Annotated in this window: 15 protein-coding genes; 5 read left to right on the top strand and 10 right to left on the bottom strand. The window is 70.9% G+C overall.

Annotated features, from left to right (window positions below; genetic code table 11):
• Window positions 1–31: 31 nt before the first annotated feature.
• Together RR3_RS04845 and RR3_RS04840 are read right to left on the bottom strand one after the other, a co-directional pair.
• Complete coding sequence (locus tag RR3_RS04845) at window positions 32–1,333, bottom strand: MFS transporter (protein ID WP_064065942.1); 1,302 nt, start codon at window positions 1,331–1,333, stop codon at window positions 32–34.
• Between the two features lie 341 nt (window positions 1,334–1,674).
• Window positions 1,675–2,091 carry a TIGR03618 family F420-dependent PPOX class oxidoreductase gene (locus tag RR3_RS04840; protein WP_064065943.1) on the bottom strand — a complete coding sequence of 139 codons (417 nt, stop codon included), beginning with the start codon at window positions 2,089–2,091 and terminating at the stop codon, window positions 1,675–1,677.
• 245 nt (window positions 2,092–2,336) lie between these two features.
• Here RR3_RS04840 and RR3_RS04835 point away from each other — a divergent pair, with 245 nt between their 5' ends.
• The gene (locus RR3_RS04835) at window positions 2,337–4,064 is read left to right on the top strand and encodes a cutinase family protein (RefSeq protein ID WP_072786349.1); all 1,728 of its coding nucleotides are present in this window, start codon (window positions 2,337–2,339) and stop codon (window positions 4,062–4,064) included.
• Here RR3_RS04835 and RR3_RS04830 read toward each other — a convergent pair.
• The 5 genes from RR3_RS04830 to RR3_RS04810 all read right to left on the bottom strand — a co-directional run bounded on the left by RR3_RS04830 (window position 4,055) and on the right by RR3_RS04810 (window position 9,533).
• Window positions 4,055–4,726 (bottom strand): hypothetical protein, encoded by a 672-nt coding sequence (locus RR3_RS04830; RefSeq protein WP_010596245.1) that lies wholly within the window; start codon window positions 4,724–4,726, stop codon window positions 4,055–4,057. The two genes, RR3_RS04835 and RR3_RS04830, sit on opposite strands and share 10 nt — an antisense overlap.
• Window positions 4,727–4,870: 144 nt before the next feature.
• Window positions 4,871–5,299, bottom strand: a complete 429-nt coding sequence (locus tag RR3_RS04825) for a CBS domain-containing protein (RefSeq protein WP_010596244.1) — start codon at window positions 5,297–5,299, stop codon at window positions 4,871–4,873.
• Between the two features lie 134 nt (window positions 5,300–5,433).
• Window positions 5,434–7,395 (bottom strand): gamma-glutamyltransferase, encoded by a 1,962-nt coding sequence (gene ggt, locus RR3_RS04820; RefSeq protein WP_064066156.1) that lies wholly within the window; start codon window positions 7,393–7,395, stop codon window positions 5,434–5,436.
• Window positions 7,396–7,564: 169 nt separating this feature from the next.
• Window positions 7,565–8,608, bottom strand: a complete 1,044-nt coding sequence (locus RR3_RS04815; protein WP_064066155.1) for a YeiH family protein — start codon at window positions 8,606–8,608, stop codon at window positions 7,565–7,567.
• A 199-nt stretch (window positions 8,609–8,807) separates the two neighbouring features.
• The gene (locus tag RR3_RS04810) at window positions 8,808–9,533 is read right to left on the bottom strand and encodes a peroxiredoxin (protein ID WP_230831885.1); all 726 of its coding nucleotides are present in this window, start codon (window positions 9,531–9,533) and stop codon (window positions 8,808–8,810) included.
• 298 nt (window positions 9,534–9,831) lie between these two features.
• On the opposite strand from RR3_RS04810, the gene RR3_RS04805 reads away from it, so the two are divergent.
• Both RR3_RS04805 and RR3_RS04800 read left to right on the top strand, forming a co-directional pair.
• Window positions 9,832–10,206, top strand: a complete 375-nt coding sequence (locus RR3_RS04805) for a BlaI/MecI/CopY family transcriptional regulator (RefSeq protein WP_082752484.1) — start codon at window positions 9,832–9,834, stop codon at window positions 10,204–10,206.
• The gene (locus tag RR3_RS04800; RefSeq protein WP_064066154.1) at window positions 10,203–11,144 is read left to right on the top strand and encodes a M56 family metallopeptidase; all 942 of its coding nucleotides are present in this window, start codon (window positions 10,203–10,205) and stop codon (window positions 11,142–11,144) included. The genes RR3_RS04805 and RR3_RS04800 overlap by 4 nt, the downstream gene beginning before the upstream one ends.
• Here RR3_RS04800 and RR3_RS04795 read toward each other — a convergent pair.
• On the bottom strand, window positions 11,134–11,631 hold the full coding sequence (locus tag RR3_RS04795; protein ID WP_064066153.1) for a hypothetical protein: 498 nt from the start codon (window positions 11,629–11,631) through the stop codon (window positions 11,134–11,136). The genes RR3_RS04800 and RR3_RS04795 overlap by 11 nt on opposite strands.
• Window positions 11,632–11,760: 129 nt before the next feature.
• On the opposite strand from RR3_RS04795, the gene RR3_RS04790 reads away from it, so the two are divergent.
• Together RR3_RS04790 and RR3_RS04785 are read left to right on the top strand one after the other, a co-directional pair.
• On the top strand, window positions 11,761–12,471 hold the full coding sequence (locus tag RR3_RS04790; protein ID WP_064066152.1) for a DsbA family protein: 711 nt from the start codon (window positions 11,761–11,763) through the stop codon (window positions 12,469–12,471).
• Entirely contained in the window at window positions 12,468–13,286 is an 819-nt protein-coding gene (locus RR3_RS04785; RefSeq protein WP_064066151.1) for a cytochrome c biogenesis CcdA family protein, read from the top strand. The genes RR3_RS04790 and RR3_RS04785 overlap by 4 nt, the downstream gene beginning before the upstream one ends.
• Before the next feature lie 70 nt (window positions 13,287–13,356).
• Here RR3_RS04785 and RR3_RS24830 read toward each other — a convergent pair whose 3' ends face one another.
• Both RR3_RS24830 and RR3_RS04780 read right to left on the bottom strand, forming a co-directional pair.
• Window positions 13,357–13,518 (bottom strand): hypothetical protein, encoded by a 162-nt coding sequence (locus RR3_RS24830; protein WP_017680181.1) that lies wholly within the window; start codon window positions 13,516–13,518, stop codon window positions 13,357–13,359.
• A gap of 101 nt (window positions 13,519–13,619) precedes the next feature.
• Entirely contained in the window at window positions 13,620–15,194 is a 1,575-nt protein-coding gene (locus RR3_RS04780; protein WP_026137624.1) for an FMN-binding glutamate synthase family protein, read from the bottom strand.
• Between the last annotated feature and the right edge of the window lie 49 nt (window positions 15,195–15,243).

Below are 15,243 nucleotides of genomic sequence, written 5' to 3'. Positions count from 1 at the left end.
AAGTTCCGATTCGGTGGGCAAGTTCCGAGCGCTACCGCACCGGCCGGCTCGTCGACAGTGCGACGGCGCCGAGTACGCCGACGGCGGCGAAGGCGTAGAAGCCCCAGGGGTAGGCGACGCCGGCCTGCAGGAGCGCACCGCCGAGGATCGGACCGCAGATGGCGCCGATGCGGCCCACGCCGGCGGACCAGCCGAGCGCCGTGGCGCGTGCCTCGGCCGGGTAGGCCGCGCTGGTGAAGGCGTAGACGAGCACCTGGGAACTGAAGACGAAGCAGCCGGCAAGGAACACCAGCACGTAGACGCCGTAGGCGAGGTTGATGCTGAGCGTGGCGAGGAACAGCGCGGCGAGGGTGAACCACACGAGGCCCGCGGTGCGTGCGCCGATCCGGTCGGCGACGCGGCCGGCGACGAGCAGGCCCGCGACGGCACCGGCGTTGAGCACGAGCAGCAGCGACAGCGACGCACCGAGGTCGTATCCGGCTTCGCGCATGATCGTCGGCAGCCAGGTGTTGAGGCCGTACACCAGGAGCAGCCCCATGAAGGAGGTGACCCAGATGGACACGCTGGTGCGCAGCAACTGCGGCGAGAACAGGGCCCGCACCGGCGACGCCGGCTTCGCGTCCGGGGTGTGGCCGGGGTCCGGTGGCACGACGTCGGTGGACGGAAGTCCGTAGTCGGCAGCGATGCGTGCGGCTTCGTCGTGCCGGCCTCGGGCGGAGAGGTACGCGGGCGACTCGGGCAGGTAGCGGAACATCAGGGGGACGAGAACGAACGCCGGCAGTGTGCCCGCGACGAACATCGAACGCCACCCGGAACTCTCCAGCAGGACGAGGGCGAGCAGGGCCGTCGCCACGGCGCCGACGTGGTAGCCGGTCATGACGGTGGTCGACGCGGATCCCTTTTTCCCGGGCGCGAATTCGGCGACGATGGCCAGCGCGGTGGGCAGTGCGCCGCCGAGGCCGAGGCCCGCGAGGAAGCGCAGGACGCCGAGCATCTCCGGTGATGTCGCGAACGCGCATGCGAGGGTCAGCACCGAGAAGGCGGTGACGGAGAAGATGAGGGTGCGTCGCCGGCCGAGGACGTCGGTCAGGGTGCCGATGGCCAGGGCTCCGAGTGTCATGCCGACCAGGCCGGCGGTCGAGATGACGGTGAGGCCGCCGGCGTCGACGTTCCAGTCCGGGTAGTCCAGCAGCGCCGGGTTCACGGCGCCGAGAACGACGAGGTCGAAGCCGTCGAGGAGTACCGCGACCCAGCACAGCGCGATGACGGGTCGCGCGGAGCGGGTCGTGTGTCGGGGCGCCTCGGTGGCGATCCCGTCGGACCTTGTTCGCATAGTGCACACCTGTTCGTAACCGAGTGATCGTTCGGATTGTGACTGCGTGCACTGCCGTACGTCAACTCCGCTGTGGGACAGGGCCGATCGGGAAAATCGATCAGGCAGAAGCTATTTCACTCAGTGAAAACGACCGTTGTGTCGGCGGTCCCGAGATGGATCAGACGCGCTCGGTGTGGGCCGCGAGAGTGAAAGGCGATCCCCGGAACGACGGGACCGAGCGGAGCCTGCGCCGCGCGCGCAACCGAATCCTCGCGCCGAATCGGATCGCGCTGCGGTCGTGCAGGGCATCCCCGGATCGCGGTCGACGGTCGCACCCGGACGGCCTCGGAGGTCGCGGCTCAGGTTCCGGTGCCGGAGGGGTGGTGGAACGGGAGGTCCTGCAGGTGAACTCGCTCGGGTTCGATGAGCGAGACGATCGCCGAGCGCATCGGGAAGTCGGTGCCGACGTAGCGGTTGCTCATCCGGTCCATGATCTCGACCGCTTCGTCGCCCTGGAGTTCCTCGACGACCCGGCCGCGGACGACGACCGACCGATACGGGTTGTGCTCGTCGCAGACCGACACGGCGACGCGCCCGTCACGGCGTAGATTGGCGACCTTCCGGTTCTCGCGAGCGGAGAAGATCGCCAAGCGATCACCCTCGACCGCAATCCACACGGGAGAGACATGCGGTGCGCCGTCGGGCATGAGCGTCGCGACGTGTGCCATGTTCCGCGCCCCGAGCAGAGCCCGCACCTCGGCGGACAGTTCGGCCATGACCGGCAGCCTACTCGCGCCCACATGGATGCACAGGCTGTTGCCGCAGGACAGGGGGACCGCCCCCGGACGACGGTGCTGCCCGAGCGGAACGACGCGGGGGACAGAAGCCTCGGCCGCGTATCGCGGCCCCTCCCGCGATACGGACATGTAACACGACCGAGTCCCCGAGCGACGTTCCGTCCGACGCGTCGACACCGCAACCGGGGTCGTCGGCACGGACCGAGATCGGATGGGGTGGGACCATGGCACTCGATTGGGCGGTGCGAAACAAGCGGATTGCCGCGGCTGCGGTGGCTCCCGTGGCGCTGGGCGCGGCGGCGGTGATAGCGGTGGCGGTCTCGGAACCGTCGGCGCCGTCGACGGCCCCGACGACGCTGACCGCGTCGGTCACCGAGTGCCACGACATGGTGAGCATCGCGGTCGGCGGGCGCAACGACAGCCCCCGCCCCGGCACGCATGCGATGCTCCTCGACGCCGACGGGAACCCTCTGCCCGCCGCATCGTCCACCGACTTCAGCAGCCCCTGGGTCGACGAGGTCGTCAACGCGCCGCGCGACGACGTCCCGGAGGGCTCCTACTCCGCGGTGTACGTCGAGTACCCGGCGAACATGTCGTCGTACGACGACGCCGTCGAGACCGGCGTGGACAACGCCCAGACCGTGATGCAGGCGATCCGCGAGGCATGCCCGGACACGAAGTTCGCCGTCGTCGGGTACAGCGAGGGCGCCGATGTGGCGCGCCGGGTGGCGATGGAGATCGGTAACCAGGAGGTCGCCGAGGACGGGTCGTACGAGATCGTCGATCCGGATTCGGTCGTGGGTGTGGTCATCCTGGCCGACGCCGGTCGTGAGGCGGGCGAGGGACCGTTCCCCGGCGCGGAGGACGAGTTCCGCAACCCGGACGGGTTCGACCTCGCCTACCAGTCGGGCCGCAACAGCGCGTCGGGCAGCGGTTCGCTGCCGGGCACCTCGGGCAGCTTCGGGGCGCTGGACGGCAAGGTGGCGTCGTTCTGCTCGGAGGGCGACCTCACCTGTTCCGCCCCGGAGAACATCGCCCTGCTGCAGCTCGCAGTGAACGTGGGCCGGCAGTTGAACGTCGACGCGCTCGAGCGCGAGGGCCTCACGCCGCAGACCGCGCTGGACGTCGCCACGGTCCTCGGGCGGATCGCCATGGCCGCGTTCGCCGACATCCAGTCGCAGGAGAACTGGATGCAGAGCGACGAGACGTTCCTCGACGTGCTCATCAAGGTGTCGGATCCGTCCTACGAGCCGGCCACCCGCGATGTCGCCTCGGACGGCACGGACGACGAGATCAGCTCCGGTGAGCTGATCGACCTGGCCTATCTGCCGGCGAAGCTCCGCAACGAGGTCATCGGGTTCCTCGCCGACAACGAGAACACCCTCGAGGTGGCGCTGAGCGATCCGTACCAGCAGACCCTCGGTCCCGATACCGGGCACCACTTCGACTACTGGCGCGACTCCGACCCCGAGAACGGCAAGCCCCTGACCTCGGCGCAGTACGCGGCAGCCTGGCTGACGCACCTGGCGAAGCAGGCCGAGAGCGGCGAGCTCGACAAGGCCGAGGCCGAGACGACCGCCCCGAAGCTCGTCGTCTCGTCGAAGCCGATCGATCCGGCGCCGATCCCGCCGACGGCGGACGAGGACGCGGAGAAGACCGCCGCCGAGGCCACCACGACCGACCCGACGACCACCTCGCGGACCCCGGCCGCGACCACCACGACGGCAGCGTCGCCGGCGCCCGTCCAGGCCCCGGCTCCCGCCCCGGCGGCGGCCCCCGCTCCGACGACGACCACGCCGTCCCCGGGCCCGTCGCCCGCGGTGCAGTCCCCGGCTCCGGCCGTCGAGCCGCTGCCGCCGGTCGAGTCCACGACGACGGAGTCGAGCGCCCCCGAGACCACGACGCCGGCGGCCACCACCACCGCGACGACCACGGCGGTGCCTCAGCCGTAGGCGGGTCGAAGGCTCGCCTCGCGGATCGTCCTGGCCCTGGTCGTCGACGCGACGACCAGGGCCACCGCGGAGAAGGCGGGCAGCGGGTGACCCAGCAGCACCGCGACGGTCAGATCGGCGGCCACTGCGCCCGTCGCCATCATGAAGACCCACGGCGGCGCGGCGGGCAGTTTCGCCTTCCCGGTCGTCCACGGGGTGCGGGCCCAGGGTTTCGCGACCGACAGCCACGCCTGGAAGGCGAGCGCGCCGACCATCAGCGCGGTGCCCGCGATCATCGGCCCCGCCGGTCCGGACGCGTCGTCGCGGGCGGCGGCCACCGAACTGTTCAGGCCCGCCGACAGCAGGAAGATCCCGAGGTTCACCTGGACCACGGTGAGGACGAACTTGATCGCCACCCACCAGTAGCGCAGGAATCCCCACGGAGTCGCCGCCGCGAGCAGGAAGCCCGTGAACGCCGACGCGTTGGCCAGCGGAGCGAGGAGCGTGCTGTCGAGGTGCTGCGCCATCGTCGTTCCGGCCACCCGCACCGCGGGATCCACCGCGGTGCGGCTCAGTGTCAGCAGGACGAGCAGCGCGAGGGCCTGGCTCATCCATCCCACGGATGTGACCACGTGCAGCCACACCGTCGCCTGCCGCCACCGCTGCCCCGGACGCTTCGCCATGTGGTCCACTGTCGCCCGGCACACGCTGGAGCGAATCCGGGATCACCCGGAGAATCCCCCTGAAATCTGGCGCTGAAATCTGGCGCTGAAATCTGGCGCTGAAATCTGGCGCTGAAATCTGGTGCTGAAATCTGGTGCCAGGGTTCAGCCGTGCTCGATGTACGACTCGAGTTGGTCGCGTTCGCACTGCAGTTCGTCGATCCGGCTCTTCACGACGTCGCCGATGCTGACGATCCCCACCATGCGGCCGTCCACCACGACGGGCAGGTGCCGGATCCGGCGTTCGGTCATGGTCTCGGCGAGGCTGTCCACCGTGTCGGTGGGCAGGCAGGTGGACACCGTCGTGCTCATGATGTCCCGGACGCGGGCGTCGAGCAGGGCGGGACCGTGCTGGTGGAGCCGGCGCACGACGTCGCGTTCGGAGACGATGCCGATCACGGCGCCGCCCTCCATCACGACGAGGGCGCCCACATTGTTGCGGGCCAGTTCGCCGATCATGTCTTCGACCGAGAGGTCCGGATCCACCGTGGCCACGACCGGCCCCTTGTTCCGCAGCACGTCCGCGATCCGCATCCCGGTACCCCGATCCATCCGTTCCCACCCGCCGTGACGGCGATCGATGGTTGTCGATCTTATTCCCGCAGATCGGCGAAACCCCGTGTGGTTATTCAGTCGTGACTCGGCGCCCGGACCTTCGCCCCGGATCGTTATCCGGTGGTGTCGCCCATCACGGCGCCCTCTCGTCGCGGGTCCGCGCCGCCGATCCACCCGGTCTCGTCCCGCCGCAGCGCGCTGAGCCCGCTGGACTGGGGGAGCACCGCCACCTGATGACCTCGTGCGCGCAGCTCGGCGACCAGCGGATCGCGGGCCCCGTCGTCGCTGCCGTCGATCGCCGGGTGCTCGCCGCCGACCCCGGTGACGGGCGTGTTGGCCGCGCCGAAGGCGACCGCCGACACCGCCTGCTGGGGATCCAGGCCCCAGTCGAGCATGCCGACGAGGGTCTTGACCACGAACTGGATGATGACGGAACCACCCGGCGAGCCGACGACGATGCGCACGTCGCCGCGGGTGCCGTCGGGGTTGCGGTCGAACACGAGGGTCGGTGCCATCGAACTGCGCGGCCGCTTGCCCGGTTCGACGCGGTTGGCCACCGGGACCCCGGCCTCGTCCACGGGTTCGGCGGCGAAATCCGTCAGCTGGTTGTTCAACAGGAAGCCGTCGACCATGTGGAACGAGCCGAACGCCGATTCGATCGTCGTGGTCATCGAGGCCACGTTGCCGTATTCGTCCGCGATGGAGATGTGACTGGTGCCGTGTTCGCGGTCCTGCGCCGGAACCCCCAGGGGCACCGGCCCGAAGTCGCCGGGCTGTGCCGTGCCCATGCTCCGGCCCGGGTCGATGAGATCGGCCCGTGCGCGCAGGTAGTTGTCGTCGAGCAGGGTCTGCGGCGAGTTGCCGGGCAGGGGAACGAAGTCCGAGTCCGCCACGTACTTGTCGCGGTCCGCGTACGCGAGCCGCTCGGCCTCGGAGATCAGGTGCACGGCGTCGGCGGTCGGCTCGCCCCCGTTCTCGTCGACCTCGGTCGGTCCCAGCGCGGACACGTCGAAGTTCTCGAGAATGCCCATCGTCGCCGCGACGGCGATGCCTCCCGAGGACGGGTTCGGCATGCCGCAGATCTCGTGCTCCCGGTAGGGCGTGCACACGGGGGTGCGCGTCTTCACCTCGTAGCCGGCGAGGTCGTCGACGGTCATCGTCCCGGGGGTGCGGCCCCCCGTGGCGGTGGCGGTGGCGTCGACGATGTCCTGAGCGAGGGCTCCGGTGTAGAACGCGTCTGCTCCGTCGGACGCGATGGCGCCGAGCGTCTTCGCCATGGCCGGGTTGACCAGGACGGTGCCCGCGGTCTTGGGCGTGCCGTCGGGGTTCAGGAAGTACGCCCGTGCCTCGTCGTCGACGGCGAGGTCGGGTGCCGCGTCGGCGATCGCCGCGGCCATCCGGTCGCTGATCACCACCCCGTCGTCGGCGAGGGCGACGGCCGGGTCGAACAACCGGGCCCACTCGGTGCTGCCGTGGTCGCGGTGCACCTCCTCGAGCAGGCGCACCACGCCGGGCACCCCGATCGAGCGGCCGCTGGCACGGGCGTCGGGCCGGGGTTCGGTGCGGTCGGTGTCGCTGATCCAGCGCAGGTAGTTCTCGGTGGCCGACATCGGTGCCGTCTCGCGGCCGTCGTACGCCTGCACCTGCCCGGTCTCCGCGTCGTAGTAGAGCAGGAAGGCGCCGCCGCCGATCCCCGACGACTGTGGTTCGACGAGTCCGAGCACCGTCTGCGCGACGACCAGTGCGTCGGCGACGGTGCCGCCGTCGCGCAGCACCTTGCAGGCCGCCTCCGTCGAGACCGGGTTGGCTGTGGACACCGCGTACGACGCGGTCGTCACGGCCGTCATCTCGTCCCGGTAGCCGGTGGCGACCTCGGGGTTGGTGGCCAGGTCCCGGTCACCGGTGGCCGGGGCGGGCGGCGCGGCGGACAGGGGAGTGCCGTTGGGAACCGAGACGCACTCGGCGGGTCCCGCCGGGTCGTCACCGGCCGACGTGCAGGCGCCGAGCAGCGCGACGGACAGGGTCGCGGCGATCGCGACGCGGATCGTGGAGCCCACCTTCGCCGGCGCTGTCATCCCTCCGACGGTAACAGCGGCCGTCGGTGCCCGAAGTGCTTCCGGCGAACTCCGTTTCGGCCGGGCCGTCGTTCCGGGCCACCGCGTCCAGCCGCGAACCTTCCGGTCATCCGCGCGCGGCACGACTGTTGTCTGTGTCCGATCGGCGCGCGGCTGCGGAGCGTATCTGCTATCCCAGCAGCAGGATTCCCGTCAGGGCGATCGCCGAGACCCACACCGTGGACGCGGCGGCGAGGGCGAAGGGCCGCCAGCCCACGCCCCGCAGGACGTCGAGACGTACGCCGGTGCCGAGCGCGAACATGGCGGCGGTGAGCAACGCGGTCTGCGTGAGCCGGGCGACGTCCAGAGCCGGGGCGGGGAGCACGCCGGTGGCGCGCAGGGCGACGCAGCCGAGGAAGCCGAGCAGGAACAGGGGCACCAGCGGCGGTCGCCGCACATCGGTCTGCTCGCGATTGCGGCGGCGCGACACCGCGCCGATCCAGGCGACCACGGGTGCGAGCATCGCGACCCGGGCGAGTTTCACGGTCACGGCCACCGCGAGGGCACTCGCGCCCAGCGCCCCGGCGTTGCCGGCGTCCACGGCTTCGCCCGCGGCGACGACCTGCGCCACCTCGTGGATCGCGGCGCCGGCCCACATGCCGGCCTGGGTGGTGTCGAGTCCCAGCGCGGAGGCCGCGAGCGGCAGGCCGGGGATCATGGCGGTGCCGAAGACGACCACGAGCGCGACGGAGGTGACCACGTGCTGCTTGCGGGCGTCGACGACCCCGTCCACCGCGGCGACGGCCGCGGCGCCGCAGATCGAGAAGCCACAGGCGACGAGCAGGCGCTGGGTCCAGTCGAGCCCGAGGACTCTGCCCAGTGCCATCGTCCCGGCGATGCCGCCGGCCACCACGGCCACGACGAGGCCGAGCACGCCCCAGCCGAGGGCGAGCACGTCGGTGACGAGAAGTTGCAGCCCGAGGAGGGCGACCCCGATCCGGAGCAACCGGCGCGACGCCACGGCCAGGCCGGGTTCGGTGGGCGTCGGCAGCGAGGTCGTGTTGGCCAGGAGTGCGCCGAGGACGATGGCGATCAGCAGGGGACTGATGCCCCCGAAGAAGCGGGCGGCGACGAGTGCCGCCGCTGCCGCCGCGGCACAGAGGGCGAGTCCCGGGAGCGGTGCGCGCAGGCGTACCGCGGCCGGGGCCGGGAGCGCCTGGAGGGAAGGGGCCATGATCTCCACCCTGGCGGGTGGCGGGCGTCGCGGATAGACGGCATTTCGGCATCACGTCATATCGAATCGATATGAGCGCGGAGTGCTCGGCGCCCGGCGTGTGCGAGCCGAGCCGCAGGCCCGTCGTCTCGGGGTCCGCGAGGGCGGCTCACGGTGTGCGGACCCGTGCTGCACTCGGGACCGCACACCGCGGAGCGGACTAGTCTGCGCGGATGGCCTTTTCGACGTCCTCCTCGCTGATCTGCTTGGTGCAGAAGAACCAGTCCTCGCACTCCACGCCGTCTTCGGCGCCGGCCATGCGGTCCGCCGCGACTCCGCAGGAACCGGCGGTCGGCACGATGACGCGGTCGCCGGGACGCCAATCCGCGGGCGTGGCCACCTCGAACGCGTCTGCGGTCTGCAGGGCCTTGATCACGCGGAGCAGCTCGTCGAAGTTGCGGCCCATGCTCAGCGGGTAGTAGATGATCGTGCGGATGATCCCGGCGGGATCGACGACGAAGACCGCCCGCACGGCTTTGGTGGAGTCCTCGCCCGGCATGATCATGCCGTACTTGCGGGCCACCTCCATCGTGATGTCCTCGATGAGCGGGAACGTCACCTCGACGTTGCTCATGCCGTTGAAGGTGATCTTGTCCTTGATCGTGCGCAGCCAGGCGATGTGGCTGTAGAGGCCGTCGACCGACAGTCCGACGAGTTCGGTGTTGTACTTGCGGAATTCGTCCTGCATCGAGGCGAAGGTGATGAATTCGCTGGTGCACACGGGGGTGAAGTCGGCCGGATGGGAGAACAGGATCACCCACTTGCCGCGGTAGTCGCCGGGAAAGTCGATGTCCCCCTGGGTGGTCACCGCGGTGAATGCGGGTGCCGGGTCGCCGATCCGGGGCATCGAGGTGGTGGTCTGGGCGGGAACGTCTGCAGTGGTCATCGGGCACCTCGTCGATCGAGAGTCGGTGGTGGTAGCAAGCCCGAGTCCATACCCCTAGGGGTATGCGCGGAAGGGTGCGGCTCCGACGAGGGATCTCCCGGGCTCGGGGACGGCGTACCGGCCGAACCGGCGCTCGGATCGTCCCGTGGTCCGCAGGCTCCGGCCGATGCCGCGCCCCGGGCGCGCGCCGGCGGCCCCGCGATGCCCTCACCGGACGCTCGCGCCGGGGCCGGGTCGTACAGTGGGATCGGTCCGGCCGGAGTTCGGCCGGGGGAACGGAAGCGGTGACACGGACGTGATGGGCCTCGGCGAGCTGGAATCGGCGGTCATGGACGTGCTGTGGCAGGCCGAGGAACCGCTTCGGGTGCGTGACGTGATGACCCGCCTGGATCCGGCGCGGGCGCTGGCCTACACGACGGTGATGACGGTCCTGGACAATCTGCACACCAAGAACATGGTCTCGCGCAGCCGGATCGGACGCGGCTACCGCTATCGTCCGATGCGCAGCCGGGAGGAGACCGCAGCCGAGCTGGTGCGTCAGGTGCTGCAGTCGAGTGGGAACCCCGAGCAGGTGATGTTGCAGTTCGCCAGTTCCGCCACCGAGGACGAATCCCGGATCCTGCGCCGGGCCGCCCGCCGGACGACCCGCGGACGCAAGGACGTCTCCTCGTGATCGTGGCCGTGGCGCTGTTCGCGTCGGCACTCGTGCTCGGGTTCGGGGCACCACGGTGGTTGCCACGTCTGGCGGCGCCGGGGGTGGACCCGCGTCTCGCGCTGGCGGCGTGGGTGTCGACCCAGGTGTTGTTCGTCGCGGTGCTGGTCGGCGGCCCGCTCGCCGTGGCCACCCGCCCCGGTCTGCGGCTCGAGCAGATGCCCCTGCTGGCCGCGACGTGCGTGCGTACCGCCCGGGACGAGGGGCTGCTGCCGTGGCTGCCCTACGCGGAGGTGGCGCTGTGGGTCGTGGCCGGCGCTCTGGTCGGGCGGATCCTCCTGGTGGTCGCCCGGTCGTATCGGCGGCATCGCCGTGACACCGCCGCGCACCTGAACCTGGTCCGGACCCTCGGCGAGACCCGGCCGGGCGGGGACGTCGGGGACGTGCTCTGGCTACGGGAAAACTCGTGCGCTGCATACAGCATCGGGGGGCGGAACGGGGCCGTGGTCGCCAGTGAGGGCCTCTCGGTGCTGGCTCCCCGCGAACGCCACGCGGTGCTCGCCCACGAGTACGCGCACATCCGGGGCCGGCACCACGTGCTGGTGATGTTCGGGGCCGCCCTCGCGGCGGCGTTGCCGTTCGTGCCCCTGTGCCGGCAGGGGGTGACCTGGGTGCGGGTCCTCGTCGAGCTGGCCGCCGATCGCCGAGCCGCCCAGGCCTGCGGTCCCGACGCGGTCCGGGATGCGCTCGTCCGGTGCAGCGCGCACAGCGCCCGTTCGAGCACGTCGTCCCACCGCTTCGTCGACGACCGGCTCTGCTGGCTGGGCCGGGCTCCGCGGCCCGGGCGGTCCCGCCGGGTGCTCGCCTATCCGCTTGCGCTGACCGTCTCGGCGTTTCCCGCTCTCCTCGCCGGTGTCTCGGTCGTGGGAATCGTGGCCGCCTCCTGCCTCACCGCGTAGAACCGGCCGAGGCCACCGAGGGAATACAGGAGTCGTCGCAGGGACGGCGGCGCCAGCGGTAGAGCACCGCGGCGGTGAGCATCGCCAGCGAGAGGACGGCGAGAACCGGCTGGAGCGGGGCCCACCATCCCAGTGCACCGGACGCTCCGATGCTGACCAGCACCAGCTTGTTGCAGACCGGGCAGCCCACGGCGAAGACGGTCAGCAGTACTCCTGCCGCAGGCGTCGCGGCCTGTCCCTCGCCCGGGTGACGCTGCCGGATACCGAACCAGAGCGCGGTCAGCAACGCCGTTGCCGCCAGGACCGGATACTCCCACCACCGCACCGGCACCTCGCGTCCGAACCACGGGTTGGCGAGGATGTCGGTGGGCACCCCCACCACCACGAGCGTGACGACCGCGGCGGTGGCGGCGCGCAGCACCCGCCTTCTTCGGCTCGGGGACGCCGTGCCCGTGGCGAGGTCGAGGTCGGTGGCGGAAGTGATCACGTCGTCATCCTTGTCCGAGGGGCGAGAAGACATCGAGCTACTAAGTAGCTTAGTAGGTTCAGCTACTATTGCACTTAGTAGTTGCGGACGGTGGGTCCGCATCGGCACGCAGCGATCCGAAGGCAGCGAATGACATCACCCGACCGAACCTCCCGATCCCGCCGCGACCTGTGGTTGCTCGGCGCACTCGGCCTCGTTGCCGTCGTGCTCCTCGCCTGGCTGGTCGTCGACCGCACCGGCGGCAGCGAGAACACTGCGGCGGACACCGCCCCCGAGACGGGGCCGGTCGGCGACCTGTCCCGGCGCATCGACGGCGACCCCCTCGCTCTCGGAGCGGTCGACGCCCCGGTGGTGATGGTCGCGTACTCGGACTACCGCTGCCCGTTCTGTGCCAAGTTCAGCCGGGACACCGAGCCCGTTCTGGTCGAGAAGTATGTCGACGAGGGCGTCCTGCGCATCGAATGGCGCGACCTGCCGATCTTCGGGGAACAGTCGATGGCGGCCGCCCGCGCCGGGCGCGCGGCCGCCGCGCAGGGCAAGTTCTGGGAGTTCGCCACCGCGGTGTACGCGGCATCGCCGGAGCGAGGTCACCCCGACCTGAGCGCCGAGGCCCTGCGCGGCTTTGCCGAGACCGCGGGAGTGCCCGACCTGGACCGGTTCGCGCAGGACGCGGCCGGCGCCTCGGCCGACCAGTCCATCTACGCCGACGTGCTGGAAGCGAACGCGATCGGGGTGTCGAGCACGCCGTCGTTCGTCGTCAACGGCACCCCGATTCTCGGTGCGCAGCCGGTGACGGTGTTCGAGCAGGTGATCGAGGCGGCCGCCGGGTCGGCACCGTGACCGAGATCGGGCTGCTCGGTGCACTGCTCGGCGGCGTGCTCTCGCTGCTCAGCCCCTGCTCGGCACTGCTGCTGCCGTCGTTCTTCGCCTACGCCTTCGGCGGGGCCGGACGTCTGGCCGCCCGCACCGCGATCTTCTACGTGGGCCTGGCCGCGGTGCTCACCCCTCTGGGGGCGGGTATGGGCCTGCTGGGTGCGGCGCTGACCCAGCATCGCGGGCTGATCACCCTGGCCAGCGGCGCGGTGCTGATCGGCCTCGGCGTCATGACCGTCCTCGGCAAGGGCTTCGCCTCGACGTCGGCACAGCGGGCGGCGAACTCGATCACCGGTTCGGGGGCGGCGTCGGTCTTCGTGCTGGGCGCGGTGTACGGGTTCGCGGGGTTCTGCTCCGGTCCGCTGCTCGGGAGTGTGCTGACCATTGCCGTCGCGGGCGGTCACCCGTTGCACGGCGCCACGCTCATGGCCGTCTACGCCCTCGGGATGGTGCTGCCGCTGTTCGCTCTCGCTTCGGCCTGGAAGCGCTTCGACCTCGGCAAGCGCACCTGGCTGCGCGGACGGCCGCTCCGTCTCGGACCGCTGCACACCCACACCACCTCGCTGGCGTCGGGACTGCTGTTCATCGGTATCGGTCTGCTGTTCCTGGGCACGGACGGCACCGCGAACCTCACCGGCGTGATGGGGCTGGACGAACAGTTCGACGCGCAGGTCGCTCTCGGGCGCTGGGCCGCAGCCCTGTCCGGTCCGGGTGCGCTGCTGATCGTCGTCCTCGCGCTCTTCGTGGTGGTCGCGGGCCGAGTGCTGCGCGTCCGCCGCTGAGCGCGTGCAGAGTCGACGCCGCGCTCGACCGTCGCGGCATGCGCGGGAGAGCGACGCCCTCGGCCGGGATTCAGCCGAGGTGCGCGAACCGTTCCCCGACGCGGTCCGGGACATCCGGGACGACGGTCCGGCCGCTGCCGCCCATCGCGTCCACGGCCTCGCCGAGGAGCAGACAGCCGGCGAACACGACACCGCCGACCGTGAGCACCGTGGCGTACATCCTGTCGATCACGATCTGCCTCCCGGCGGGTTCGGTGGTGTCGCGAGTGGTCGTGCTCCAGCGTGACGTGGGGTCGGCGTCCCGAACTGTCCGGATTCTGGACAGTGCCGGTGTCAGGGCGTCGTTCGCGCGCCCGGCGAGCCCTCGCCGCCCTCGGCCGCGGCGACCCCGAGCATCAGCCGCGTGATCTCCTCGCGGTCCGCCGCACCGGGCAGACCCCAGCCGGGCTGGTAGCCGTACATCTCCGCGAGGGTGATCGCGCGCCGGTTGCCGTCGGCCACCTCGACGTCGGTCGGGGTGATCAGACCGGGATGCGCGACGCCACAGGCCTCGGCCAGCTTGAACATGTCCCGGCGCAGCGCCCGGAGGTAGTTGGCGGCGCGCACCGCCTTCAGCTCGACGTCGAGGCCCCGCTCGAGCCACGGGTTCTGGGTGGCGACGCCGGTCGGGCACCGATCGGTGTGGCACTTCTGGGCCTGGATGCAGCCGATCGCGAGCATCGGCTCCCGCGCGACGTTGATCATGTCGCAGCCCAGGGCCATCGCCACCACCGCGTTGTCGGGCAGTCCGAGCTTGCCGGCGCCGATGAACGTCACGTCGTCGCTGAGACCGGCCTCCGCGAACAGCTTGTAGACCCGGGCGAAGCCACTGCGGAAGGGCAGCGAGACCGCGTCGGTGAACACGAGCGGCGCCGCACCCGTGCCGCCCTCGCCGCCGTCGATCGTCACGAAGTCGACGCCACGGTCGGAGTTGCACATCGCGTCGACGAGGTGCTGCCAGAAGGCCATGTCGCCGACCGCCGACTTGACGCCGACCGGCAGCCCGGTCTCGTGGGCGAGCAGCTCGATCCAGTCGAGCATGCTGTCGACGTCGTGGAACGTGGTGTGCCGCGACGGGCTGACACAGTCGCGGCCCTCCGGGATGCCGCGGATCTCGGCGATCTCGGGCGTCACCTTCGCCCCGGGCAGCAGGCCGCCGAGGCCGGGCTTGGCGCCCTGGCTCAGTTTGATCTCGATCGCCCGCACCGGCGCCGACTCGACGACGGCCTTCAGCCGGGCCAGGTCGAACCGGCCCTCCTCGTCGCGGCAACCGAAGTACGCGGTGCCGATCTGGAAGATCAGGTCTGCCCCGTTGCGGTGGTAGCGCGACAGCCCGCCCTCACCGGTGTTGTGCAGGCAACCGCTGTCGGCGGCGCCGCGGTTGAGCGCCGAGACGGCGGCCCCGCTCAACGACCCGAAGCTCATCGCCGAGACGTTGACGATCGACTGCGGCCGGAACGCCTTCGCCCGCCCACGCGGTCCGCCGAGGACCTTCGCCGACGGGATCGGCAGCTTCTCCCCGGCGTGCGGCGCGGCCGACGGCGGGGTCTCGGAGAACGTGCGGTGCTTGATGATCGTGTAGCCGTCGGTGTATTCGACGTCGTTGTCGGTGCCGAATCCGAAGGTGTTGTTCACGAGCTTCGAGGAGGTGTACACCCAGCGGCGCTGATCGCGCGTGAAGGGACGCTCCTCGTCGTTTCCGGTGGTGATGTACTGCCGCAACTCGGGACCGACGGCTTCGAGCAGGTAGCGGCCGTGCCCGACGACGGGAAAGTTGCGCAGGATGGCGTGCCGCCGCTGCAGCAGGTCGTACGACGCGACCGCGGCCATCGCCGCGGCGGGGAGTCCGAGGGCTTTCGACCACTTCATGAGGCCACCGTACGACGCGGCCGCGAGGCCCGCCGACCTTCGTGAATCC

This window comes from Rhodococcus ruber NBRC 15591 (genome assembly GCF_001894945.1).
Taxonomy (GTDB): Bacteria; Actinomycetota; Actinomycetes; order Mycobacteriales; family Mycobacteriaceae; genus Rhodococcus; species Rhodococcus ruber.
This window is presented reverse-complemented; position numbering and strand designations above follow the sequence as displayed.